The organism is Pseudomonas sp. BIOMIG1BAC (assembly GCF_001705995.2).
In the GTDB taxonomy this organism is placed as follows: Bacteria; Pseudomonadota; Gammaproteobacteria; order Pseudomonadales; family Pseudomonadaceae; genus Aquipseudomonas; species Aquipseudomonas sessilinigenes.
Genome location: NZ_CP049045.1, coordinates 3,108,261 through 3,130,055, shown reverse-complemented (window position 1 = coordinate 3,130,055; position 21,795 = coordinate 3,108,261). Strand labels below are relative to the sequence as shown.

General features: G+C 63.8%; 22 protein-coding genes. 8 read left to right on the top strand and 14 right to left on the bottom strand.

Going from position 1 to position 21,795, the window contains the following annotated elements; all coding sequences use genetic code 11:
* Positions 1–3 precede the first annotated feature (3 nt).
* The 8 genes from chrA to ATY02_RS14845 form a co-directional block, all read right to left on the bottom strand.
* Positions 4–1,188 carry a chromate efflux transporter gene (gene chrA / locus ATY02_RS14880; RefSeq protein WP_068586646.1) on the bottom strand — a complete coding sequence of 395 codons (1,185 nt, stop codon included), beginning with the start codon at positions 1,186–1,188 and terminating at the stop codon, positions 4–6.
* A complete protein-coding gene (locus ATY02_RS14875; protein ID WP_068586652.1) occupies positions 1,188–1,679 on the bottom strand; it encodes a GNAT family N-acetyltransferase in 492 nt (163 codons plus the stop codon). Before ATY02_RS14875 ends, chrA begins: the two co-directional genes overlap by 1 nt.
* Positions 1,680–1,795: 116 nt before the next feature.
* Positions 1,796–2,962: a cell division protein ZapE gene (gene zapE / locus ATY02_RS14870; protein ID WP_068586655.1), complete on the bottom strand. Its 1,167-nt coding sequence runs from the start codon at positions 2,960–2,962 to the stop codon at positions 1,796–1,798.
* Between the two features lie 43 nt (positions 2,963–3,005).
* The gene (locus ATY02_RS14865; RefSeq protein ID WP_068586658.1) at positions 3,006–3,380 is read right to left on the bottom strand and encodes a nuclear transport factor 2 family protein; all 375 of its coding nucleotides are present in this window, start codon (positions 3,378–3,380) and stop codon (positions 3,006–3,008) included.
* A gap of 51 nt (positions 3,381–3,431) precedes the next feature.
* Positions 3,432–4,148, bottom strand: a complete 717-nt coding sequence (locus ATY02_RS14860) for a helix-turn-helix transcriptional regulator (RefSeq protein WP_068586665.1) — start codon at positions 4,146–4,148, stop codon at positions 3,432–3,434.
* Between the two features lie 241 nt (positions 4,149–4,389).
* Positions 4,390–6,831, bottom strand: coding sequence for a TonB-dependent siderophore receptor (locus ATY02_RS14855; protein WP_068586668.1), 2,442 nt, complete (start codon positions 6,829–6,831; stop codon positions 4,390–4,392).
* Between the two features lie 117 nt (positions 6,832–6,948).
* Positions 6,949–7,911: a FecR family protein gene (locus tag ATY02_RS14850; protein ID WP_068605536.1), complete on the bottom strand. Its 963-nt coding sequence runs from the start codon at positions 7,909–7,911 to the stop codon at positions 6,949–6,951.
* A complete protein-coding gene (locus ATY02_RS14845; RefSeq protein WP_068587049.1) occupies positions 7,904–8,416 on the bottom strand; it encodes an RNA polymerase sigma factor in 513 nt (170 codons plus the stop codon). The genes ATY02_RS14850 and ATY02_RS14845 overlap by 8 nt, the downstream gene beginning before the upstream one ends.
* A 258-nt stretch (positions 8,417–8,674) precedes the next feature.
* Here ATY02_RS14845 and ATY02_RS14840 point away from each other — a divergent pair, with 258 nt between their 5' ends.
* Positions 8,675–10,114 (top strand): nucleobase:cation symporter-2 family protein, encoded by a 1,440-nt coding sequence (locus tag ATY02_RS14840; protein ID WP_022644295.1) that lies wholly within the window; start codon positions 8,675–8,677, stop codon positions 10,112–10,114.
* Positions 10,115–10,252: 138 nt separating this feature from the next.
* Positions 10,253–10,717 (top strand): LEA type 2 family protein, encoded by a 465-nt coding sequence (locus tag ATY02_RS14835; RefSeq protein ID WP_068587048.1) that lies wholly within the window; start codon positions 10,253–10,255, stop codon positions 10,715–10,717.
* A 6-nt stretch (positions 10,718–10,723) separates the two neighbouring features.
* Here ATY02_RS14835 and glsB read toward each other — a convergent pair whose 3' ends face one another.
* Positions 10,724–11,632, bottom strand: a complete 909-nt coding sequence (gene glsB / locus ATY02_RS14830) for a glutaminase B (RefSeq protein ID WP_068587047.1) — start codon at positions 11,630–11,632, stop codon at positions 10,724–10,726.
* 333 nt (positions 11,633–11,965) lie between these two features.
* Here glsB and ATY02_RS14825 point away from each other — a divergent pair, with 333 nt between their 5' ends.
* Complete coding sequence (locus tag ATY02_RS14825; protein ID WP_068587046.1) at positions 11,966–13,219, top strand: ferric reductase-like transmembrane domain-containing protein; 1,254 nt, start codon at positions 11,966–11,968, stop codon at positions 13,217–13,219.
* Here the strand turns inward: ATY02_RS14825 and ATY02_RS14820 are convergent.
* Positions 13,195–14,745, bottom strand: coding sequence for an MFS transporter (locus tag ATY02_RS14820; RefSeq protein ID WP_068587060.1), 1,551 nt, complete (start codon positions 14,743–14,745; stop codon positions 13,195–13,197). The two genes, ATY02_RS14825 and ATY02_RS14820, sit on opposite strands and share 25 nt — an antisense overlap.
* A 123-nt stretch (positions 14,746–14,868) precedes the next feature.
* Between ATY02_RS14820 and ATY02_RS14815 the strand changes: the two genes are divergently transcribed.
* Positions 14,869–15,777 carry a LysR family transcriptional regulator gene (locus ATY02_RS14815; protein ID WP_068587045.1) on the top strand — a complete coding sequence of 303 codons (909 nt, stop codon included), beginning with the start codon at positions 14,869–14,871 and terminating at the stop codon, positions 15,775–15,777.
* 2 nt (positions 15,778–15,779) lie between these two features.
* The gene (locus ATY02_RS14810; RefSeq protein WP_416220660.1) at positions 15,780–16,349 is read left to right on the top strand and encodes a GNAT family N-acetyltransferase; all 570 of its coding nucleotides are present in this window, start codon (positions 15,780–15,782) and stop codon (positions 16,347–16,349) included.
* On the opposite strand, the gene ATY02_RS14805 is transcribed toward ATY02_RS14810, so the two are convergent.
* The gene (locus tag ATY02_RS14805; protein ID WP_068587044.1) at positions 16,342–17,262 is read right to left on the bottom strand and encodes a carbon-nitrogen hydrolase family protein; all 921 of its coding nucleotides are present in this window, start codon (positions 17,260–17,262) and stop codon (positions 16,342–16,344) included. The two genes, ATY02_RS14810 and ATY02_RS14805, sit on opposite strands and share 8 nt — an antisense overlap.
* 84 nt (positions 17,263–17,346) lie before the next feature.
* Between ATY02_RS14805 and ATY02_RS14800 the strand changes: the two genes are divergently transcribed.
* Positions 17,347–18,282: a LysR family transcriptional regulator gene (locus ATY02_RS14800; RefSeq protein WP_068587043.1), complete on the top strand. Its 936-nt coding sequence runs from the start codon at positions 17,347–17,349 to the stop codon at positions 18,280–18,282.
* On the opposite strand, the gene ATY02_RS14795 is transcribed toward ATY02_RS14800, so the two are convergent.
* Positions 18,254–18,508: a hypothetical protein gene (locus ATY02_RS14795; RefSeq protein WP_068587042.1), complete on the bottom strand. Its 255-nt coding sequence runs from the start codon at positions 18,506–18,508 to the stop codon at positions 18,254–18,256. The two genes, ATY02_RS14800 and ATY02_RS14795, sit on opposite strands and share 29 nt — an antisense overlap.
* A gap of 237 nt (positions 18,509–18,745) precedes the next feature.
* Between ATY02_RS14795 and ATY02_RS14790 the strand changes: the two genes are divergently transcribed.
* Positions 18,746–19,066, top strand: a complete 321-nt coding sequence (locus ATY02_RS14790) for a DUF883 family protein (RefSeq protein ID WP_068587040.1) — start codon at positions 18,746–18,748, stop codon at positions 19,064–19,066.
* 55 nt (positions 19,067–19,121) lie between these two features.
* On the opposite strand, the gene ATY02_RS14785 is transcribed toward ATY02_RS14790, so the two are convergent.
* Both ATY02_RS14785 and ATY02_RS14780 read right to left on the bottom strand, forming a co-directional pair.
* Complete coding sequence (locus tag ATY02_RS14785; protein WP_068587038.1) at positions 19,122–20,159, bottom strand: Ldh family oxidoreductase; 1,038 nt, start codon at positions 20,157–20,159, stop codon at positions 19,122–19,124.
* A gap of 203 nt (positions 20,160–20,362) precedes the next feature.
* The gene (locus tag ATY02_RS14780; RefSeq protein WP_068587036.1) at positions 20,363–20,632 is read right to left on the bottom strand and encodes a PepSY domain-containing protein; all 270 of its coding nucleotides are present in this window, start codon (positions 20,630–20,632) and stop codon (positions 20,363–20,365) included.
* A gap of 150 nt (positions 20,633–20,782) precedes the next feature.
* Between ATY02_RS14780 and ATY02_RS14775 the strand changes: the two genes are divergently transcribed.
* Complete coding sequence (locus tag ATY02_RS14775) at positions 20,783–21,790, top strand: FecR family protein (protein WP_068587034.1); 1,008 nt, start codon at positions 20,783–20,785, stop codon at positions 21,788–21,790.
* The last annotated feature ends 5 nt before the right edge of the window (positions 21,791–21,795 follow it).

The following is a 21,795-nucleotide window of genomic DNA, read 5'->3' as shown; positions in this document are numbered from 1 at the left end:
CGGCTAGAGCAGCCAGGCCCCTGCTGCAGCCCCCAGAAGCACCAGGAACCAAGGCGGAACCCGGATACTGCATAACACCAGGGCCAGCAACACCAGCAACAGTTCCACTGGACCGGTGACGCTCTGGCGCCACAACGGCTGGTAAAGGGCAGCAGCCAACAACCCAACCACTGCGGCATTGACTCCGGCCAGCGCCGCCTGGAGCCCCTCGCGGTGGCGTAGCGCTTGCCAGAATGGCAGCACGCCTATCACCAAGAGCAGCCCCGGCAAAAAGATCGCCACCAGGCAAACCAGGGCTGCGCTCCAGCCATCGATGGCGGCCCCGAGAAACGCCGCGACACTGAACAGCGGCCCCGGCAGTGCCTGGGCGCTGGCGTAACCGGCCAGGAACAGTGAGTTGCCAAGCCACCCAGGTTCAACGACCTGGGCCTGCAGCAGTGGCAGCACGACATGGCCGCCACCAAAGACCAGCGCACCAACGCGATAGAAGCCATCGAACAAGCTCAAGAGTCGATTCGGCCAAAGCGCTGCCAGGACCGGCAACAGTACCAGCAACCCCAACGCCAGGCCCAGGGCCATAGCTCCCAGGCGTCGACTGGAAGGCTTGGATGGGACCTCGAGCCCCACGACGAACAGCGGCTTGATCAGCCCCCTGCCAAACAGTGCTGCCAGTAACATCACCAGCAACTGAACCTGCAGTCCCGGCCAACGCAACACCAGCAGTGCTGCCAATACCGCAATGGCGATCCGCAATGGCCCGCGACACAAGCTGCGCGCCATGCTCCACAAGGCCTGGATCACCACCGCCACGGCCACTAGCTGCAGCCCCTGCAACATCCCCGCCGGTATCCCCGCGCCCACCCCCAACGCCAACAGGGTCATGAGCAATGCCGAAGGCAAGGTGAACCCGGCCCATGCGGCCACAGCGCCTGGCACCCCGGCCCTGGACAAGCCCAAGGCCATGCCCACCTGGCTACTGGCCGGCCCTGGAAGAAACTGGCACAGGGCAACCAGCTCGGCGTAGGCGGCCTCCCCCAGCCAACGACGACGCTGGACGAACTCCTGGCGGAAGTAACCCAGGTGCGCCACCGGTCCACCGAACGAGCTCAGCCCCAAGCGCAGGAAAACCAGGAAAACGCCCCAGGCGGTTTCCGTCTCTCTGGCTGGCGAAGGCGTGGTGCCTGGCATTACAAGGATTTGCTCCAGAACAGCATGCGGCCATAGGCAGGATCGAGCATCGCGCTGGCAAAACCGCAAGCCTTATAGGCCGCCTGGGCCCTGGCATTGCCTTCCAGTACCTCCAGGGTGATCTTGCAGCAGCCACGCTGGCGAGCGATGTCCTCGACCTTTTGCAGCATGCGCTTGCTCAGGCCCTGACCGCGGAAGGCATCGAGCACCACCACGTCATGGACATTCACCAGGGGCCGGCAGGCGAAGGTAGAAAAACCCTCGAAACAGTTCACCAACCCCACTGGTTGCCCACCCGCGAAAGCCAGCACACTGAATGCTTGCGGCCGCTTGGCCAGCTCCTCTGGCAGTTGCTGTAGCTGGTCCACTGCCAGGGAACAGCCTCCGCCCATGGGGCCTTCGGCATAGTGACTCAGTAACACGCCTATGGCTTCGGCATGCACCGGATTGCTGTAGCTGGCTTGCAACACCACGACATCGGCAACGTCCATGTTCATCCTCGATCGATGCATTGAAAGTGAGCACTGGCGGCTCAGGCAGCTCGGATTGTAGGCGGAGCATGTGAGCAAACGAAGATTTTCACCTGCCCCCTACGGAAAAATCCTAATCAATGGCCAGGATGAACCGTAGCCGGAACGGTTTCCCGGCGAGAAACCTCGGGTGAGCCAAAACGCTGCAATTGCATTTCCTGCAGTCGGCTCAAGGTCCGGCGAAACGCAAACTCCAGGTAGCCTTCGGTATACAGCTGTTCCATCGCGACGTGAGCCTCCAGATAGAGGGGCACCTTACGGTCGTAGCATTCATCCACCAGCGCGATGAAGCGTCGCACCGCATCGTCATGAATCGACAGCTGCGGCAATTCGCGGTCCCCTGCTACGACCCGTTCGGCGCCGTCCTCGGTGCCACGGGCAATGCGCCCCGGGCGCTGCTGGGCGCTCAGGCAAGGCACCTCACTGAGCATGATCGCGCTGTAGCGGTCGCACAGGGCCATGAAGTCCATGGCAGAAAACGGCTGCTCGCACAGATCGGCAAAACGGCACCAGATCACCGATTCGGCAGCCTTGATCACCACGACCTCACGATAGCCAAGCAGCACCGGCTCGCGGGAGACGGCCTGCCCGGCGCTCAAGCCCTGGAAGCACGGCTCCAGGGCACTGGCCTGGCCTGGCGCGCCAACCCAATAGCGTTGCGTAGCGGTTCCGGGATGCAGGCGATGATCCTGCTCGCCATCCACCGCCACCACCTGCATGTATCGGGTGATGGCCTCGATCGCCGGAATGAAACGCCCACGGTTGAAGCCGTCGGCATAAAGCTGCTCGGGAGGTTGGTTGGACGTGCAGACCATCACCACGCCCTGCTCGAACATCACCTGGAACAGGCGCCCAAGGATGATCGCATCACCGATGTCATTGACGAACAGCTCGTCAAAACACAGCACCCGCACCTCTTCGGCCAACTCTCGGGCCAAGGCCTGCAAAGGATCGGCGGTACCGGTCAACTGGAACGACCGTTGGTGCACCCACCCCATGAAGTGATGAAAGTGCTGGCGTCGCGCCGGTACCTTGAGGCCCTGGTAGAACTGATCCATCAACCAGGTCTTGCCCCGCCCTACCGCGCCCCATAGATAGACGCCCTGTGTCTCCTTGCGCTGGTGGTGCAAGTCCTCATGGCAACGCTGCAAGGCCTGCACCGCCCGGGCCTGGGCCGGATCGGCAACGAAGCCGTCATGCTCCAGGGCATGCTGGTAGGCACTCAAGGGAGAATCGAAGGGCATCGGGCAACGCTTCCTGGCAAAGAGCGACAGTATGCCATCACCCTCAGCGGGATATATCCAACCGTGCGATCAGCCCTTGCTCATCCAGGCGAAATACCTGGCGCAGCGACTGTGGGCTGCCGGGGAAGTCGCCGCAGATCCGACCGTCCAGCAGCACCTTGTCGGGGCGCTGCTGCACTGCGACGACTTCCAGCCGACAGCGCCTGTGGCGGTGGCTGTCATCCATCCAGCGCGCGATATCCTGCGGGCCGACCCGGTACTCACGCTCATCGAACACCTGGGCCTTGGGCGCGAAGATCGCCGCGGCCCGGGAGCTGTCGCCACTGTTGGTGGCGGCAATATAGGCAACGATCGCCGGGGCCAACAGGACCTTCGCCACAGGGTGCTCACTGTGCCCGGATTGATTGATGGCTGACATGAGAAGAGCTCCTGCTAGTGAATGGGAGCGGCATGTTAAGAGCCCGGCGCGTCATTTCTTGTCAGGAGTGAAGCGCTTGGCTTCCTCGCTTTGCATACGCTTGCGCCAGCCACGCAACCAATCGCTGCGACGCCCCGGATAGGTCTCGTCCAGCTCCAATGCCGCAGCCACGCGATCGGTACGAAAAGTCCGATAGTCGCCCCGCAACTCGCACCAGGTGACGATCACCCGAGCCTCGTTGAGAAACCCCAGGGCCAGGGGCCAGACCAGTCTCTGGCTGGGCACCTGGTTGACATCGGCATAGTCGATCAGCAGCTTGGCCTGGTGCCGGATCGCCTGGCGGAATACGTTCAGCGACACAAGATTATCGGGAAACCCATAACCTGCCGGCCCCGCCAGCAGCGTCGGGTTGCGCAACGCGTCCTGGGCCGCCGGGGCCAGCACGGCGGCGATCTTGGCCATGGCATCGGCGGCGGCCTTGCTCAACTCTTCATCACCACGCTGATCGACATAACGCAGGCCCAGGACCACCGCCTCGGTCTCGTCGGGATTGAGCATCAGCGGCGGCAGGAATAGTCCGCTACGCAAGACATAACCGATTCCAGCCTCACCATAGATCGGCGCGCCCATGGCCGTGAGTTCGGCGATGTCGCGATACAGCGTGCGCTCGGACACCTCCAGCTCCGCCGCCAGGGTCGCGGCAGTGACCGGACGGCTCTTGCCGCGCAACATCTGCAACAGGGTGAGTAATCGACTGGCTCGCGACACGCTGGATGGACTCCCTTGAAAAAACCGCCGCAGGATAGCAGAGCCTCCTGACAGAAACTGTCAGCAGGCACGCCCCTGCGACCGCAGCGTGGCCTCGCACACTCGGCAGCGGCTACAGCAGTTCCATCTAGCCGCTGCCGAAGGCTGCATATGCCCGCGCAGCGGGCACCGATGAAGCAGGCAGATCGAGTTGCGGCGATCGCGACGCCACCTCGGCAACGGCTACCGGCTCAGCGGTAAATCAATAGGCCATGGACCAGCTCAGGGTGTAGGTGCGACCACGCCCCTGGTAGTCATAGAGGTACTCGGGCCCGTAGGTCGGCGAGTAGAACAGCTTCGCGCGCTGGCCCCAGACCGTGCTGTACTGTTTGTTCAGCAGGTTCTGAATGCCACCACTGAAGGTGCCGAAGCCGGTGTCCTGGCTGCCCAGCAGGTCGAAGGTGGTGTAGCCGTCGATGGTGTGGTCGGCATCGTCCTTGAGGGTGAAGGCATGGTTGCCCTGCAGGCGCACGCTTTGGCTATCGCCCTTCCAACCGATGAAGGCCGTGGACTTGGACAGCGAGGCGTAGCGCGCATCGCGCTTGATCCAGCCGCCGTTCTTGCCCTCCTCCTCGGAACGCACCAGGTGCAGGGTGCCGCCCGCCTCCCAGCCGCTCTCGAAATGCCGGGTCAGGGCGCTTTCGAAACCGTAGTCGCGGCTCTTCTGGTCCTTGACGTCGATGGTCAGGGTCGCGTTGTCGGTGGTGATGACCTTATCCGACCAGATGTAGTACAGCGCTGCCTGGGCATCCCAGTCGCTATCGGAGAAGCGCCAGCCGGTTTCCACCTGGCGACTCTTGATCCCGGCCAGAGGGTTGTCGTCGACGCTCAGCCCCGGCTTGCCGTAGAACTTGGCCGGGTCCGGCAGATCGAAGCCCTCGCCGTAGTTGACCCAGACCTGGTGGCCGTTCTTGAAGTCATAGATGGTGCCCAGGTTGAACAGGTTGACCTGGTAATCATTGTTGCCCCCCGGCACGTTCTTGAACCGCCCGACATCCACGTCCATCTGCTGGCGCCGATAACCACCGGACACCGTCAGGTTGTCCGTGGCGTGCCAATCCAGCTGGGTATAGGCGGACAGGCCATCGACCCGGTAGCTGGGATAGCGCGCCGCCTTGCTCTGGGTCACCAGGTCCAGGCCACCACTCTCTGAAGACACACGCTGGTCGAACGTGCTCTGCTCGGCGTTGAAACGCTCGCGATCCAGGTCCACGCCATAGGTCAGCTTGACGGTCTCGAACTCCTTGGCGAACAGCGCCTTGAGGCTGCTGACCTCGAAGTTCTGCTGCGAGGCAGCGAAGTACACGCCCTTGGAACCGGTCGGCTTGCCGGTGTTGTAGTAGGGAAACGGATAGAAGTTGTCGTTTTCCTTGCGATACGAGGCCTGCAGGTAGAAATCCTGGCCCAGCACATCGGCGTGGTGGTAGTTGGCATTGAGCAACAGGCGCCGGGTGCGCGGTTCCAGGTCGGTGGAGTAGCCGCCACGCAACTTGGCGTCTTCCAGGTTCGAGGGGGCCTGGTTCTTGAGGTTGGGAAAGTAGATCCCGGTGCTGCCGTGGTTGCCCGAGTCGTAGTACTGGGCCAAGAGGTCCAGGCTCTGCTCCTCGTTGAAGTTCATGGCCAGGCTGCCCATCAGGTCGATGGTGCGGTTGTACTGCAGGTCGGTCTGGGTGTTGTCGATGAAGATCTGCTTGCCGGCACCATCGTAGAACGCCTGGTTCTGCTCACCGGCCACGGCCAGGCGGCCGCTGATGGCTTCGTTGCCGCCGCTCACCGACTGGGCGATACGGGTGGTCAAGTCGTCGCTGTTGTTGAAGCCGCTGCTGGCACCGATCTGGGTCTCGAAACGCGCCGGACCCGGCTCGCCTTTCTTGGTGACGATATTGATGATGCCGCCGGTGGCGCCACCGCCATAGATCGCGCTGGCCCCGGACAGCACTTCCACACGTTCGACGTTGAATGGCGAGATGCTGTCGAACTGGCGCGACAAGCCCCGGGAGCTGTTCTGGCTGACCCCGTCGATCATCACCAGCACGTTGCGCCCGCGCATGTTCTGGCCATAGTTGGTACGGCCTTCCGGCGCCAGGTCCAGGCCCGGCACCAGCTTGCCGATGGCTTCCTTGAGGCTCACGCCCGTCTCCAGCTGTTCGCGCAACTGGCTCTGCTCCACCACCCAGACGGTGCCGGGGATCTCGCTGATCGCGGTGCTGGTACGCGACGCCACGGTGACCTGGGTCGGCTTAAGATTGAGGCTGCTCGCCGCAGGCTCGGCACGACGCAGGATGACCGTGCGCCCATCGCTGAACGACCAGCCCATGCCACTGCCGGCCAGCAGGGCTTGCAGGGCCTGGGCGATGGTGACTTCACCGGCGAGGGCCGGTGCCTGCAAGCCCGCCACATCACTGGTGGTGTACAGCAAGCGCAGGTCGGCCTGGTCGGCGAAACGGGTCAGGGCCTGGTCCAGGGGCTGGGCCGGCAACTGCAACGACACGCGGCGTTCCTGGGCTGCACCGGCCTGGCTGGCCGGCAATGGCGGTTGCGCCTGGGCCAACAATGGGCCCAGGGCCCCGGCAAGCACGGCCTGGGCCAGTAATGTGCGGCGCACCAGGTGTTGACCGCGCCCGAGTATCGACAGCTTGAACATAGCTTTCACGTGTTCCTTCCCAGCCCGTTGAAATGACGTCAATGAGAATGATTGCCTTCTCAGTCTCACTACGACGATTGGCCGGAAAGGAACTTGCAGTCCCCACTGCAAAAAAATTCAGTGCAGCAGTGCCAGCCAGGGCAAGTAGGTGATCTGCAAGGGATAGCGTTGCTGCAAGGTGCGCAGCGAACCCTGGGGATCGTTGAGGTCGAACACGCCGCTGATGGCCAGGTCCGCCAATTGCCGGTCGGAAACCAGGATGCGCCCATGCTGGTAGCGCTCCAGTTCGCCGATCACCTCACCCAGGGGCCGGCCATTGAAAATCAACTTGCCGCGCTGCCAGGCGGTCAGGCTGCTGGCATCCACCTGCTGTTGGGCCAGCAGCGGCTGGCCGGCCTGGTACTGCAGGCGCTGGTCGGCCTGCAGCAGTACCGGGGCATGATCGCCGGTGAATTGCACCTGGCCCTCGCGCACCACCACCGTCAGCCGGTCGCCATCGCGGCGCACGCTGAACGCTCCGCCCGCACCCTGCAGGCGCTGGTCACGAACCTGAACCACAAACGGTCGCTGCCCATCGGCCTGTGGCTCGAACAGCGCCTCGCCCTGCTCCAGGATCACCCGCCGCTCATCCGCCGAATAAGCCAGCGACAAGGCGCTGGCGCTGTTGAGGATCACCCGCGAGCCATCGGCCAGGGTCAAGTGTTGTTGCTGGCCCACGCCGGTGTGGTAGTCCGAGGTCCAGGCCGGCCATTGCTGCCAGCCGATGGCGCTGCCCAGGGCCAGCAGCAGCGAAGCGGCCAGCGCCGGCCACCAGCGATGGGACCTGGCTGCCGGGCGAGCAGCCTGCGGGTGCTGCTGTGCAGCCTGGGTCTGGCCCAGGTCACCCCATAGCCGTTGCGCCTCATCCGCCGCCCGGGTGTGGGCCGGGCTGCGCTGGCGCCATTGCTGGAACGCCATGCGCTGGGCCGCGGTGGCCTGGCCGGAGTGCAGCAGCACCAGCCAGTCGATGGCGGCGTCGTCGAGGTTCTCGGAGTCTTCGGTCATGGGGGTGTCGGCAGCGCGCTGGAAGGAGTCATTCATGGTGCTGTTGCAGCCAGTCGCGGCAATGGCGTAGGGCCTGGCCGATGTATTTTGCCACCATGCTTTCGGAAACGCCCAGCCGCACAGCGATCTGGGCCTGGGTCAGGCCCTCCAGGCGATTGAGCAGCAGGGCCTGGCGCGCATTGTCGGACAGCTGTTGCAGAGCCTGGTCGAGCACCTCCAGGCGCTCCTTGGCCAGCAGTACCGCCTCTGGAGCCGGGGCCGGGTCCACGACCTCGACATGCTCCAGAGGATCGCCAAGAGTGGCCCCCTGACGCTGTTCGCGACGCAAGGTGTCGATGGCCAGGTTGCCGGCCACGCGAAAGATGAAGCGACGATCGTTCTGGACCTCCAGCGCCTGCTGCTCGACCTTGAGCAGTTTAAGGTAGGTGTCCTGGGCCACGTCCGCCGCCCGCTGGCGGTCGTTCATGCGCCGGGTGAGAAACTTCAGCAGGTCGTCGTAGTGCTCTTGAAAGCTGCGCAGCAGGCTGGGTATCGGCAGCATCGAGGGGCGGTCCGCAGATCGGGGACGCGGATTATTCCATAAAGGCAAATGAGAAACAGTATCTTTCGTATCGCAACAAAGTTGCGCTTTTATGCCCGGTTACCCTTCTGAGAGCCGCCCCTTTCTGGCATCCTGCGCCTCCATTTTTTCCGACCGGGTCCCTGGATGCCTGCTGATGGCAGCTCTTGGGCCCAAGTCCCGTCCACTTTCCGGCGCGTGCCCCCGTTGTATCCACGTGCCACTGGCAGGCCTTCCTTCATGAGCGCATCCGAACACTCCCCTCCCCGCTACAAGTCAGACCTGATCTATGGCCTCAACGATCGGCCACACTTCAGCGCGGCGATCTTCGCTGCCCTGCAGCACGTGCTGGCCAGCTTCGTCGGCATCATCAGCCCGACCCTGATCTTCGGCGGCGTGCTAGGCCTTGAGAGCGAATTGCCGTACCTGATCAGCATGGCGCTGTTCGTCTCTGGCCTGGGCACCTTCGTCCAGGCCCGGCGCCTGGGGCCCATCGGTTCGGGCCTGCTGTGCGTGCAAGGCACCAGCTTCTCGTTCATCAGCGTGCTGCTCAGCGCCGGTTTCATGGTCAAGGGCCGGGGTGGCGACACCAACGAGATCCTCTCGACCATCTTCGGCATCTGCTTCGTCGCCGCCTTCATCGAGATGTTCCTCAGCCAGTTCATCGGCAAGCTGCGCAAGCTGATCACCCCGGTGGTCACCGGCACCATCATCACCCTGATGGGCCTGTCGCTGATCAAGGTGGCAGTCACCGACATGGCCGGCGGCTATGGCGCCAGCGACCTGGGCGCCGCCAGCAACCTGGGCCTGGCGGCACTGGTGCTGCTGACTATCGTGGTGTTGAACCGCTTCAACAATCCGATGTTGCGCCTGGGCTCCATCGTCATCGGCCTGACCCTGGGCTTCCTGGTGGCCTGGATGCTGGGCCGGGTGGACATGGCAGCCATGCCCGAAGTGCCTCTGGTGAGTATTCCGGTGCCGTTCAAGTACGGTTTCTCCTTCGACCTGATTGCCTTCATCCCCCTGGCAGTGATCTTCCTGATCTCGCCACTGGAGGCCGCCGGCGACCTCACCGCCAACTCGATGATTTCCCAGCAGCCGGTCAAGGGCCCGCTGTACATCAAGCGCATCAAGTCCGGCCTGCTGGCCGATGGTTTCAACTCGGCGGTGGCGGCGGTGTTCAACAGCCTGCCGATGGTCACCTTCGCCCAGAATAACGGCGTGATCCAACTCACCGGCGTAGCCAGTCGCTACGTGGCCTACTTCATCGCCGGGCTGCTGGTGCTGCTGGGGCTGTTCCCGGTGATCGGGGCGGTGCTGCAATTGATGCCCAAGCCAGTGCTGGGCGGCGCGACCCTGATCATGTTCGGCACCGTGGCGGTGGCCGGGATCAAGATCCTCGCCGAGGCCGGCCTGCACCGGCGCAACGTGCTGATCGTGGCGATTTCCCTAGGCATGGGGCTGGGCGTGGCGGCGGTGCCCGAGGTGCTGCGCGAACTGCCCAAGGCCTTGCACAACATCTTCGAATCGCCGATCACTGTCGGTGCCTTCTGCGCGATCTTCCTCAATATCTTCCTGCCCGAAGAGTTCCTGGAGCTGGAAGAAGACGAATTCGACCCAGAAGCTGCGACCCTCAAGGTCATGCAGGACCCGGACCGGGACGCCAAGGCGAACTCCTGAGGCGCAACGGCGTCTATCCTGCGTGCGTCAAGCAAGGCCCCCTGGGGCCTTGTGGCAAGCTCGACAATAGCCGGAACGTCGAGCGCAAGCCCTGTAGCGACGCCGTGGTTATTCACTCCCATCGCCAGTAGGTAGCCCATGCACAAACTCATCGCCCTGTCCCTGATCCTGCTCAGCCTGGGCGCCTGTGCCCTGTTGCCCCAGCGTGATCCGCTGGCGATCAACGTGGTCGGCATCGAGCCGCTGCCGAGCCAGGAACTGGAGATGCGCTTCGCCATCAAGCTGCGCTTGCAGAACCCCAACGAAACCCCTATCGACTATAACGGCGTGGCCCTGGACCTGGAGGTCAACGGCCGGCCGCTGGCATCCGGGGTCAGCGACCAGCAAGGGCATATCGGCCGCTACGCCGAGGATATCCTGGTGATCCCGGTGAGCGTCTCGGCCTTCTCGGTATTGCGCCAGACCCTGGGCCTGAGCCAGACCCAGAGCCTGGACAACCTGCCCTACGTGCTGCGCGGCAAACTGGCCGGTGGGCTGTTCGGTACCCAGCGTTTCATCGAGCGCGGACAGATCAGCCTGGCGAGCCCCGCAGGCAGCTGGTAGGCCCCGTTAGAACACCGACCAGCCAATACGCTGGCTGAGCAACTCCAGGGCGGCCATGCCCACCAGCGAGTTGCCGGCCGTGTTGAGTTCCGGCGACCAGACGCACACCGTGAACTGCCCCGGCACCACCGCGACAATCCCGCCGCCCACCCCGCTCTTGCCCGGCAAGCCGACCCGATAGGCAAAGTTGCCGGCCTCGTCGTACAAGCCGCTGGTGGCCATGATCGAGTTGACCTGCTGGGTCTGCCGGCGACTCAGGATCTGCTCGCCGCTGTGCTTGCAGAAGCCATCGTTGGCCAGGAAACAGAAGGCCCGGGCCAGGTCGACGCAGTTCATGCGCAAGGCGCAATGGCTGAAGTAGCTGCGCAGTACCGCCTCGACATCGTTGTGGAAGTTGCCGAAGGATTGCATCAGGTAGGCCATGGCCGCGTTGCGCGCACGGTGCTGGTACTCCGACTCGGCCACCCGACCGTCCACCATCACGTGGGGGTTGCCGGACAAGCGTCGGACAAAATCACGCATGGACAAGGCCGGCGCCGCGAAGCGCGACTGGTTGATGTCGCAGATCACCAGGGCCCCGGCATTGATGAACGGATTGCGCGGCCGCCCCCGTTCGAACTCCAGTTGCACCAGGGAATTGAACGGCTGCCCGGAAGGCTCGTGCCCCAACCGCTCCCAGATCGCCTCGCCGGAATGACCGATGGCCTGTACCAGGCTGAAAACCTTGGAAATGCTCTGCACCGAAAATGCCGTGTCGGCGTCACCGGCGCTGAACACCTGGCCATCGTTGCCATAGACGGCGATGCCCAGCTGGTTGGACGGCACGTCCGCCAGGGCCGGAATGTAGCTGGCGACCCGGCCTTGGCCGATCAGGGGGCGGACTTCATCGAGAATCTGGTTCAACAGCGCTTGCATGGTCTGGCTCATCGTCACGGGCCCCGATACGGCTGCGGGGCCAAGGTCTGCTAGACGCACGTTGCGGCCTGCACAGCACAGTCCGTTGCGCGAATGAATGAAAATGCGATTGATAGTCGATCATTTTCAACAACCAAAACAATGAGGCCGCTGATACAGATCAGCATGAAATCAGCGCTACAGGCTAGAATTGCATGCTGTTGCGCGACCAATCCTGTCATATTCAACTTTAGTCGCAGCACAGCACATCGTTCCTTGCATCGTCGTTATTCGCTGTACCGTCGCGGCGATGCTTTTGCCCTGACGGCATTTGCTCACCGGAGTCATGCACCCTTGAGAACCTGGCATACGATCGTCGGCGTCCTGCTGATCACCACTTTCACCCTGCTAATGGAAATTCCCAGCCAGACCTGGCTGACGTCCGCCACCCTGAGCCTGGTATTGGGCAGCGCCGCCCTGGCCTACATGGCCCTGTCGTGCCTGCTGTCGAGCCGCTGGCGCTGGGTCGAACGGCTGTTCGGCGGCCTGGATCGGGTGTACGAGACCCACAAATGGCTGGGCATCTGGGCCCTGGCCTTCGCCAGCTATCACCTGGTGTTCAAGGCCAACCTGGACGAATGGAACAGCGTGCCGATCCTCGAGCTGTCCAAGTACTGGACGCGCATGGTGCGCCAGTTGAGCTACGTGGCCCTGGGGCTGATCGTCCTCCTGGCCCTGAACCGCAACATTCCCTACTGCCAATGGCGCTGGTGGCACAAGCTGTCCGGACCGCTGTTCCTGGTGGTGATCCTGCACTGGCTGAGCTTCAAGTCGCCCATCGCCCTGGACAACCCGTCAGGCATCTGGCTCGGCCTGCTGTGTGTGCTCGGCGTCCTGGGGGCGCTGTACAAGCTGCTGCTCTACCCATTCCTGGCCAAGGCTGGCGAATACCAGGTAACTGCCGTGCGCATCGAGCGCAACTCGTTGCATCTGGAGCTGATCCCCCAGGGCCGCGGCTTTCCTTTCAAGGCCGGACAGTTCGCCTTCCTGGCAATGCAGGAAAAGGGCTTGCGCGAACCCCACCCCTTCACCATTGCCAGCGCCCAGGCCCACGACGGGCGCATCGAGTTCGTGATCCGTGCCCTGGGCGACTACACCCAGCGGCTGCACAAGCAGGTCAAGGTCGGCATGCTGGCCGATATCTACGCCCCTTATGGTCGCTTCAAGCGCCCGCTACAGGCCGCCCGGGAAATCTGGATCGGTGGCGGTGTCGGCATCTCGCCGTTCATTGCCTGGCTGCAGGACCAGGCGGCCGGCCAGCTCGACCGGGCGACACTGGTGTATTGCTACAACCCGTCCCGGGCCTTCCCCAGCGTCGATGCCTTGCAGGGCATGGCCCAGGCCCGCGGTGTCGGTTTCGTCGCCAACAGCGGCGGCGTCGAACCCCTGGCCCAGACCCTCAAGCGCGCGGCGGCGGAAACCGATCCGGCACAGATCCAGGTCAGCTTCTGCGGGCCCAAGGGCCTGCTGGGGCGAGTCCGGGAACTGATGCACGAATGCCGGATTCCCGAGGCCAACCTGCACTACGAGTTCTTCGAGTTCCGCTGACCCGGCGTGCGGCGCGGCTCATGCAGCGCCACTCGCACCACCAGGGCCGACAGCAAGGTGATCACCACCAGCACCTGCAGTAACTGGCTGAAAGCCCCGGTATACAAGGCCAGCAAGCGTTCGCGGGCAACCTCCGGCAAGGCGGCCGCGCTGGCCGCCAGGTCGCCTCCGGCCAGTTGCCGAGCCGCCAGCAACGCGGTATCGCCCCGGACCTGCACCTGGTCCAGGGCGTGCTGCAACAGGCCGGCCAGCAAAGCCACCACCAGGGCCAGGGCAATACCCTCGCCCGCCACTCGCGTGGTGCTGAAGATGCCGCTGGCCATGCCCGCCCGCTCCTTGGGCACCACGCTCACCGACAACCCATCCATCAAGCCCCAGGGCAGCCCGGTGCCCAGACCGATCACCAGCAACGGCCAGGCCCGTTCCATGGGGGCCTGCCCTACGCTGCCGCAACTGAGCCAGAACAGCCCGCCAGCAGCCACCACCAGACCCAGGCTCGCCAGCTTGCCGGCGCTGAACCAACGGTTCAGCCAACCCGCGGCGAAGGGCACCACCAGCATCGGTGCAGACAAGGCGATCATCAGCAGCCCCGCCTCGATCTCGCTGTAGCCTTCCACGCCGATAAAGCGGATCGGCAGCAGGATCAGCAGCACCACGTAGCAGTAGCAAGTGGCGATAGGCAGCACCTGGACCCCGACGAAACGCGGGTAGCGAAACAGCGACAGATCGAGCATCGGTCGCACCGCCCGACGCTCCACGGCCACGAACACCCACAGTGCCAGACCCGACCCCGCCAGCAACGCCAGGACCAGCGGGCTGTCCCAACCGCTTTGCGGGGCTTGCAGGATGCCCCAGGTCAGCAGCACCAGGGCCAGGGTGAAGCTCAAGGTGCCGGGCCAATCCACGCCCCTGGCCTCGGGATCGCGAGACTCGACCATGCGCGGCACGCCAAAACCCAGGGACAGGACCCCGATCAAGGCGCCGGAAACGAAGATCCCGCGCCAGCCGGCATGCTCGATCAACACCCCGGCCAGGATCGGCCCGAAGGCCAGGCCGACCCCGAAGGTGGTGCCCAGCAAACTGAAGGCACGGGTCCGGCCCGGGCCATCGAACGCCTGGGCCAGGGCCGCCGAACCGCCGGCCAGGGCAGCCGCGCCGGCCACCCCCTGGACGCCGCGCAGCAGGTTGAGCCACAACAACGACGGAGCGAACACCAGGGCCAGGGAAGTCAGGGCAAACAACGCCACGCCAAGGCTGAACAGGCGTTTGCGGCCGAATTCGTCGGCCAGGGTGCCGGCAGCCATCAGCACGCTGCCAAAGCTGAGCATGAAGGCGTTGGTGGTCCAGCTCAGTTCCAGCGGGCTGCCACCCAGTTCACGGCCGATGGCCGGGGTCGCCACCGCCACCCCGACAAAGGTCAAGGGCAGCATCAAGGCTGCCAGGCACACCGCGGCAAGCACGCCTTGGGCTGCGCGTTCGCCACTGCGGGCCGGCGAGCCCAGGGTCAATTCAAGTTCAGGATTCACGGGCACCTCTACCTCCTGGCAACCAGGGTCAGCTAAAAAATTCATGGTAGGTGTGCCGCAATAGGCGAAAAACGGGGCAGTATTCCGGTCTTTACGGACAAAAAGGCTCTAATCGAGGTCGCCATGGATAACCTGAACGGCTTGCAAGTGTTTGTCTGCGTGGTGCAGAGCGGCAGCCTGGTAGCTGCCGGCGAACGCCTGGGACTCTCCGCCTCGGCGGTGGGCAAGGCCCTGGCCCGCCTGGAACAACGGCTCGGCGTGCGCCTGCTGAACCGCAGCACCCGGCGGATCAGCCTGACCGACGAAGGCACGCTGTTCTACGAACGTGGCCAACGCATCGTCGACGAGGTGCAGGAAGCCGAAGCCGAGCTCGCGCGGATCAGCGACAAACCCCGGGGGCGGTTGCGGGTCAGCCTGCCAGCCATCGGCTACCGCATGCTGCTGCCGATCCTCCCGGAGTTCTCCGCGCGCTACCCGGACATCGAACTGGACCTGGATTTCAACGACCGGATGGTCGACGTGATCGCCGAAGGCCTCGACGCAGTGATCCGCAGCGGCGAGCTGGCGGATTCGCAATTGCGCTCGCGCAGCCTCGGACCGTTCGGTTTCGTGCTGGTTGGCGCCCCGGGCTACTTCGCCCAACGCGGCATGCCGCAGGCCCCGCAGGACCTGGAGCAGCATGCCTGCCTGCGCTACAGGTTCCCCGCCGGCACCCAGATGCAGGTCTGGCGCCTGCGCTTGCCCGAAGGCGCACCGCCATTGGTGCTGGGCAAGGCCTTGACCAGCAACAACCTCGAAGCGCTGATCCACGCCGCGACCCAGGGCCTGGGCATCGCCTACGTGCCGGAGTTCGTGGTCGCCGGCGCCCTGGCCGACGGCAGCCTGGTCTCGGTACTGGACGACTACCAGGGCGAGCGCGGCAAGTTCTCGATCCTCTGGCCTGGTAGTCGACAGCTACTGCCAAAATTGCGAGTCTTCGTCGACTTCCTCAGCGAACACCTGGTGCTCGGCAAAACCCACAAGGAGCCATGATCATGACCGACCCCGTACCGCCGCTCACCACCCCGCGCTTGCTGCTGCGGCCCCTGGAACTGGCAGACGCCGGTGCCATCCAGAACCTGTTTCCACAGTGGGAAGTGGTGCGCTACCTCAATGCCAACGTGCCCTGGCCCTACCCGGTCGATGGCGCCTTGAGCTTTGTCCGTGACATGGCCTTGCCGGCCACGGCTCGGGGCGAGGAATGGCACTGGACCATTCGCCTGCGCGAGGAACCGGGGCAAATGATCGGCAGCATCAGCCTGATGCGCGAGCCCGATAACAACCGTGGTTTCTGGCTGGCTCCGCAATGGCAGGGCCACGGTTACATGAGCGAGGCCTGCCAGGCGGTGGATCACTATTGGTTCGAAGTGCTGGAGCAACCGCTGATGCGCGTGCCCAAGGCCGCGCCCAACCAGGGCTCACGGCGGATATCCGAGCGCGGCGGGATGCGCCTGGTGCACAGTGCGAATGGTGAATTCGTCAGCGGGCGGTTCCCCCAGCACATCTGGGAAATCACCCGCGAGGAATGGCGGCAACTGAACTCGCCGACGAGCGTTCTCAGGTAAAGCGCACCCCTGGACGGGGTCGCTGGTCCACGCTCAGCTCGAACACATCCGGGCGGGCATAGTGGCCGACCACGTCGTAGTCATAGCGGGCCTTGACCAGGTCATCGGTGTCTATTTGCGCGCTGATCAAGCCCGCACGACCGACCAACGGCCCGGCCAGGACATCGCCCATGGGCCCGACGATGACACTTCCTCCCGCGATCAACGGCCGTTGTGCAGGCCAGTTGGCCACCTCAAGGCCCAGCGCTTCGGGCGAGTCCTGCACCTGGCAGGCGCTGACCACGAAGCAACGCCCCTCGTGAGCCACATGTCGCATGCTCACTTGCCACATTTCGCGCTCATCCACCGTCGGTGCGCACCAGACCTCGATCCCCTGGGCATACATGGCCGTACGCAGCAACGGCATCATGTTTTCCCAGCAGATCACTGCACCGACCCTGCCGACCTGGGTATCCAGTACTGGCAAGGTGGAGCCATCGCCCTTGCCCCAGATCAGCCGCTCGGTACCGGTGGGCATCAGCTTGCGGTGCTTGCCCACCAAGCCTTGCTGGGGATCGAAGTACAGTGCGGTGCAGTACAGACTGCTGCCACTGCGCTCGATCACCCCCAGCACCAGGTTGGCTCCGGTGCGGGCCGATAGCCCGGCCAGGGCCTCGGTCTCCACGCCGGGTACGTCGATGGCGTTGGCGAAATAGCGGGCGAAGGCCTCACGCCCCTCTGGCAGGCGATAGCCCAGCTGGGTGCCGAAGCCTTCGCCTTTGGGGTAACCCCCAAGCAAGGCCTCGGGCATCACCACGAGCTGGGCACCGGCTTCGATGATGGCGCCTTCATAGGACAGGATCTGTTCCAGGGTTTCGCCCTTGCCCCCTGGCAGGGCTCCGATTTGCAGGGCGGCGACTATGGACTTGGGCATGGGGTGACTCCTTCGGCGATCAGGTATTGCGCATTCTCCAGCGGCCGCTGATCATCGATAAACCCCAAGCCAATGCTTAATGATATGAACCAGATGAATATCGCTAGTGTCGATCTCAACCTGCTCAAGGCCTTCGAGGCATTGCATGATGAATCCAGCGCCAGCCGTGCCGCGCTGCGCCTGGGCGTCACCCAATCGGCCATGAGCGCAGCATTGCGCCGGCTGCGGGAGTTGTATGGCGACCAGTTGTTCGTGCGCACCGGGCGCGGCCTGGCACCGACCCTCAAGGCCAATCAACTCAAGCCGGTGGTGAGCGATGCCTTGAACAAGTGTCGCCAGAGCCTGGCCATGGTCGCCCCGGACAGCGCCGACTATCGAGGGCGGTCGGTGACGGTTGGCCTGTCGGATGATTTCGAGATCGCCTATGGCCGGCGCCTGATCGAGGCCGTGGCGCGACGAGCGCCCAGGTTGCGGCTGATCTTTCGCCAGACCCACAGCCAGATCGTCGCCGAGGCATTGCTGCAGCGTAGTGTCGACCTGGCCATCAGTTCCGGGGGCTTCGCCCAGCGCATGCTCAGCCGCCAGGTCCTGGGAGAGGGTCATTACCTATGCCTGGCGGACCCGGCCAGCCTCGCCCCGGGGCAGGAGCGGATGGAGATCGAAGAGTTCGTCGCACGCGAACATTTGTTGGTGTCGTCACAGGGGTTCATCGGGATCACCGACGAGGGTTTGGCCGATCTGGGGCTCAGTCGCCAGGTGTGCGCCTCGACCACGCATTTTGCCGCCCTGCCGTTCCTGCTCAAGGGCAGCCAGGCGGTAGCCACCATTCCGGCCCATGCGGCCAGGAGCATTGCCCAGTTCACCGGTCTGCAGCTGCTGCCGTGCCCGCTGGCACTGCCGCGTTATCCGATCGAGCTGGGTTGGCGTACCAGCCCGCAGATCGACCCGTTGTTGCTGAAGGTACGCGAAGCGATCGTCGAGAGCTTCGCGCTTACTTGCTCGCCGCCATCAGGCGATTGACTTCACTGCGCACCATGTTGGAAAACTCCGGCGGCGACATGCCGTCGAGCTCCGCGCGGACCCACTCGGCCCACTTGCCCTTGCGCTTGCTACGTTCGCCGAACAAGCGCGCGGCCTCGCCCTTGGCCTTGCCCAGGTTGCTCTGCCATAACTCGAACAGGCGGGATTTCTCATCCTCGATGGCGGCGCGCTCGGCCAGGGTCTTGTTAGCCAGATTGAAGCTCATGGGAAATTCCTACTGCGTAAAATAGGCGACATCTTACACTGTAGGCGCTGCGGTTTTATCTCGGGCTGGCGGGTGGAGAGCAAAACAGCTGCAACTTTTGTCTCGGCACACGACTCCATTGCTTGCTATCCCATCGATCCGGCACCGCTGCTGGCTATGGGCGACACCGGAGCACAGGCGCGCCTCGACGGTGCGCATGTACACTGCATCAAGGCCACATCGACAAGGAACTACTTCATGGCTCGTAAATCTGCCGCGCAAGCGGAAAACGATCAAATCAAGGACCAGGCATTCAGCGAGCTGCAGGCGCTGATCGAAGAGTCCGAAAAGCTGCTCAAGGGCAGTGCCGCCCTGGTGGGCGAAGAAGGTGAAAGCCTGCGCCGCCAGGTCAGCCTCAAACTCAAGCAAGCCCTGGACTCGGTCAGCAGCGTCCGTGAACGCAGCAAGCCGGTGGTCGATGCCACCGAACAGTACATCGGTGGCCATCCATGGCAGACCGTGGCCATTTCCGCCGGCGTCGGCCTGGTGGTCGGCCTGCTACTGGGCCGTCGCTCCTAACGTGAGCCCATCATCAGGGCCAGGCGCCAAGTGCCTGGCCCTGGTTCGACTGACTTCAACCTTGCGCCAACGCCCTTAGCTGCTCCAACCGCTCACAGGCAATGGCGATCCCCCTCTCCTGCGAACGCGCACGCTGCCAATGCCGGCGCTCTCCCGGCAGGCGCTTGAGGCCTACTGCATGCATCTGTCGCACCAGCTCCTGGCTGCGTTCGGCAAAATCCTGCCCACCGCCCTTGCTCGGGTCGATGACGATCAGCAACTGGCCGGTCCAGGGCGTCTTGGCTCCCGGATGATTGGACCAGTCGAACTCGAATGAAAAATGGCCTCCGGTCAGTCCCGCACACAGCAACTCCACCATCATCGACAGCGCCGACCCCTTGTGGCCGCCAAAGGGCAGCAAGGCGCCACCCTCGAGGATCGCCCTGGGGTCCTGGGTCGGCTGTCCCAGGCTGTCCACCCCGATGCCAGGCGGCAAGCGCTCTCCCTTGCTTGCGGCAATCTGCACATCACCGTGGGCGATGGTGCTGGTGGCCAGGTCGAAGACAATGGGCTGGCCCTTGGCTTGGGGCGCGGCAAAGGCGATGGGATTGGTACCGAACAACGGACGGTCGGCGCCATGGGGCACCACGCAGGTCATGCTATTGACCACGCTCAGGGCCACCAGCCCTTCTTCGGCGAAAGGTTCGACGTCCGGCCAGAGTGCGGCGAAATGATGCGAGTTGCGGATAGCCAGCACCGCGATCCCGGCGGCGCGGGCCTTGCGGACCAACAGTTCGCGACCGACAGCCAAGGCCGGCTGGGCAAAGCCGTTGGCGGCATCGACCCGGACGAACGCCGGGGCCACGTCCTCCACCACCGGCAGGGCCCGACCATCGACCCAGCCACTGTCCAGGGTCGAGATATAACCGGGGATACGGAATATGCCGTGACTGTGGGAGCCGTCACGTTCGGCTACGGCACAGTTCTGCGCCAAACAGCGTGCCACTTCGGCACTGCAGCCATGGCGCTGGAGAATCGCCTGCAGCAACTGCACCAAAGCGGGCAAGGACAGGTATTCGCAGGGGGTTTCAACAAGCGGGGACGAGGCAGACATCTGAAGCTCCAGAATAGTTATTGGAGGGGGCTACAGCGCATGACTCGACGATTAAACAACGCCGTGGCCCGGGCCTGTCAACCACCAGTCCGGGCCACGGCCTACAACGGTTGTGGCAGCCTGTGCACGGCCCGATACGAGCCGTGTGCAGGCGGTAGGCCCCAGGCTAGGCAACGGCAGATCCTGCCTGTGGGCAAGTACGGTCAGTCCTTCTGATCACGCAGGATGTTCCCCGATGTCCCGTCAATCCGGAACTCATAGACACTACCGTCGGATTTACGCCCCTCACCCTCCCAGTAACCGTCGTTGTCCGCCTCGATCTTGTAGATGTCCACATAACCGGCCTTGGTCTTGGCGGTCTCGATGGCTTTCTCGATGGTGATCCAGCCCGCCTGCGGATGATCCGCCAGGGCGACAGAGCTACCCAACAGGGTGGTGCAGGCAAACAATGCGGCCAGTGTGTGCTTCATCATGTTCCATCTCCATTTGTCGATACTTTCTCTACACAACGTGTTTTTAGGGCGAGACGAATGAAAATAAGTTCACTTTGATGGCCAATAGCATGATGACTGTTCTACAACGCTTGCCCTGGAGGGTAGAATGCGCGAAATCAGGAAGAGTCAATGACCGAACAGATCCTTTCAGAAGCCGAATACGACGCCATCACTCAAGCTGCCGCCCAATGGTGCATGCGCCTGCATGAGCCTGACTGCAGCGATGCCGAGCGCCTCGCCTTCCAGCAATGGCATGATGCCGACCCCGTGCACGCCTTCGAATATGCCGCGATGTGCGAGATCTGGGAGGTGGCCGATCATCTGCCGGCCTCGGCGCTGACCCAGCCCCCCGCCCCGGCCAGGCCCGCACCTCGCCGCACCTGGCAACGCTATGGAGTAGCGGCGGCGATCACCTTGTGTGCATTGCCCCTGGCGGCCTACAGCGGGTGGGAACTGGGCTGGCTGCCCTCCTCCTACGAACGCTTCGAAGCCGGCGACAGCCTGCGCACGGTAGTCCTGGCCGACGGCAGCCAGGTGGAGCTGAACCTGGGCAGCGCCCTGGTCTACAGCAACTACAAGGATCAACGCCGGGTCACCCTGAAAAAAGGCGAGGCGTTCTTCAAGGTCAGCCACGACAGCGAGCATCCGTTCGTGGTCAAGGCTGCCAGTGGCCAGGTCAAGGTCACTGGCACCCAGTTCAACGTGTGGATGTATCAGGACCAGGTGCGAGTCACCCTGCTGCAAGGTTCGGTGCTGGTGTCCAGCAATACTGCCCAACCTGGCGAGGGCTTTCGCCTGGAACCGGGCATGCAGGCCAACTACAAGGCTGGCGACTATGCACCGCAGATCAACCAGACCTACAGCAACGACAGCTCCCTGGCCTGGCGCAATGGCAAGCTGGTGCTCGACAACCTGGCGCTCAGCGATGCCCTGCCACTGATCAATCGCTACCTGGACCTGCCGGCACAGGTAGCTGACAGCCATACCGGCCAGATTCGCGTCGGCGGTATCTACAACACCCGGGACATCAAGAGCCTGTTGAGCTCGCTGCCCAAGGTGCTGCCGGTGTACCTGACCCGCAACCGCGACGGCAACCCGGTCATCAACTCGCTGCCGCAGTTCCCGCCAAAAAGCTGAAGGCC

Coding starts and splice junctions, on each gene's coding strand:
- ATY02_RS14805 (WP_068587044.1), bottom strand. CDS start 17,262: ATGCCCAAGTCCATAGTCGCCGCCCTGCAAATCGGAGCCCTGCCAGGG.
- ATY02_RS14875 (WP_068586652.1), bottom strand. CDS start 1,679: ATGGACGTTGCCGATGTCGTGGTGTTGCAAGCCAGCTACAGCAATCCG.
- ATY02_RS14795 (WP_068587042.1), bottom strand. CDS start 18,508: ATGAGCTTCAATCTGGCTAACAAGACCCTGGCCGAGCGCGCCGCCATC.
- ATY02_RS14840 (WP_022644295.1), top strand. CDS start 8,675: ATGAGCGCATCCGAACACTCCCCTCCCCGCTACAAGTCAGACCTGATC.
- ATY02_RS14790 (WP_068587040.1), top strand. CDS start 18,746: ATGGCTCGTAAATCTGCCGCGCAAGCGGAAAACGATCAAATCAAGGAC.
- ATY02_RS14810 (WP_416220660.1), top strand. CDS start 15,780: ATGACCGACCCCGTACCGCCGCTCACCACCCCGCGCTTGCTGCTGCGG.
- glsB (WP_068587047.1), bottom strand. CDS start 11,632: ATGCAAGCGCTGTTGAACCAGATTCTCGATGAAGTCCGCCCCCTGATC.
- zapE (WP_068586655.1), bottom strand. CDS start 2,962: ATGCCCTTCGATTCTCCCTTGAGTGCCTACCAGCATGCCCTGGAGCAT.
- ATY02_RS14785 (WP_068587038.1), bottom strand. CDS start 20,159: ATGTCTGCCTCGTCCCCGCTTGTTGAAACCCCCTGCGAATACCTGTCC.
- ATY02_RS14800 (WP_068587043.1), top strand. CDS start 17,347: ATGAACCAGATGAATATCGCTAGTGTCGATCTCAACCTGCTCAAGGCC.
- ATY02_RS14865 (WP_068586658.1), bottom strand. CDS start 3,380: ATGTCAGCCATCAATCAATCCGGGCACAGTGAGCACCCTGTGGCGAAG.
- ATY02_RS14780 (WP_068587036.1), bottom strand. CDS start 20,632: ATGATGAAGCACACACTGGCCGCATTGTTTGCCTGCACCACCCTGTTG.
- chrA (WP_068586646.1), bottom strand. CDS start 1,188: ATGCCAGGCACCACGCCTTCGCCAGCCAGAGAGACGGAAACCGCCTGG.
- ATY02_RS14835 (WP_068587048.1), top strand. CDS start 10,253: ATGCACAAACTCATCGCCCTGTCCCTGATCCTGCTCAGCCTGGGCGCC.
- ATY02_RS14815 (WP_068587045.1), top strand. CDS start 14,869: ATGGATAACCTGAACGGCTTGCAAGTGTTTGTCTGCGTGGTGCAGAGC.
- ATY02_RS14775 (WP_068587034.1), top strand. CDS start 20,783: ATGACCGAACAGATCCTTTCAGAAGCCGAATACGACGCCATCACTCAA.
- ATY02_RS14855 (WP_068586668.1), bottom strand. CDS start 6,831: ATGTTCAAGCTGTCGATACTCGGGCGCGGTCAACACCTGGTGCGCCGC.
- ATY02_RS14845 (WP_068587049.1), bottom strand. CDS start 8,416: ATGCTGCCGATACCCAGCCTGCTGCGCAGCTTTCAAGAGCACTACGAC.
- ATY02_RS14850 (WP_068605536.1), bottom strand. CDS start 7,911: ATGAATGACTCCTTCCAGCGCGCTGCCGACACCCCCATGACCGAAGAC.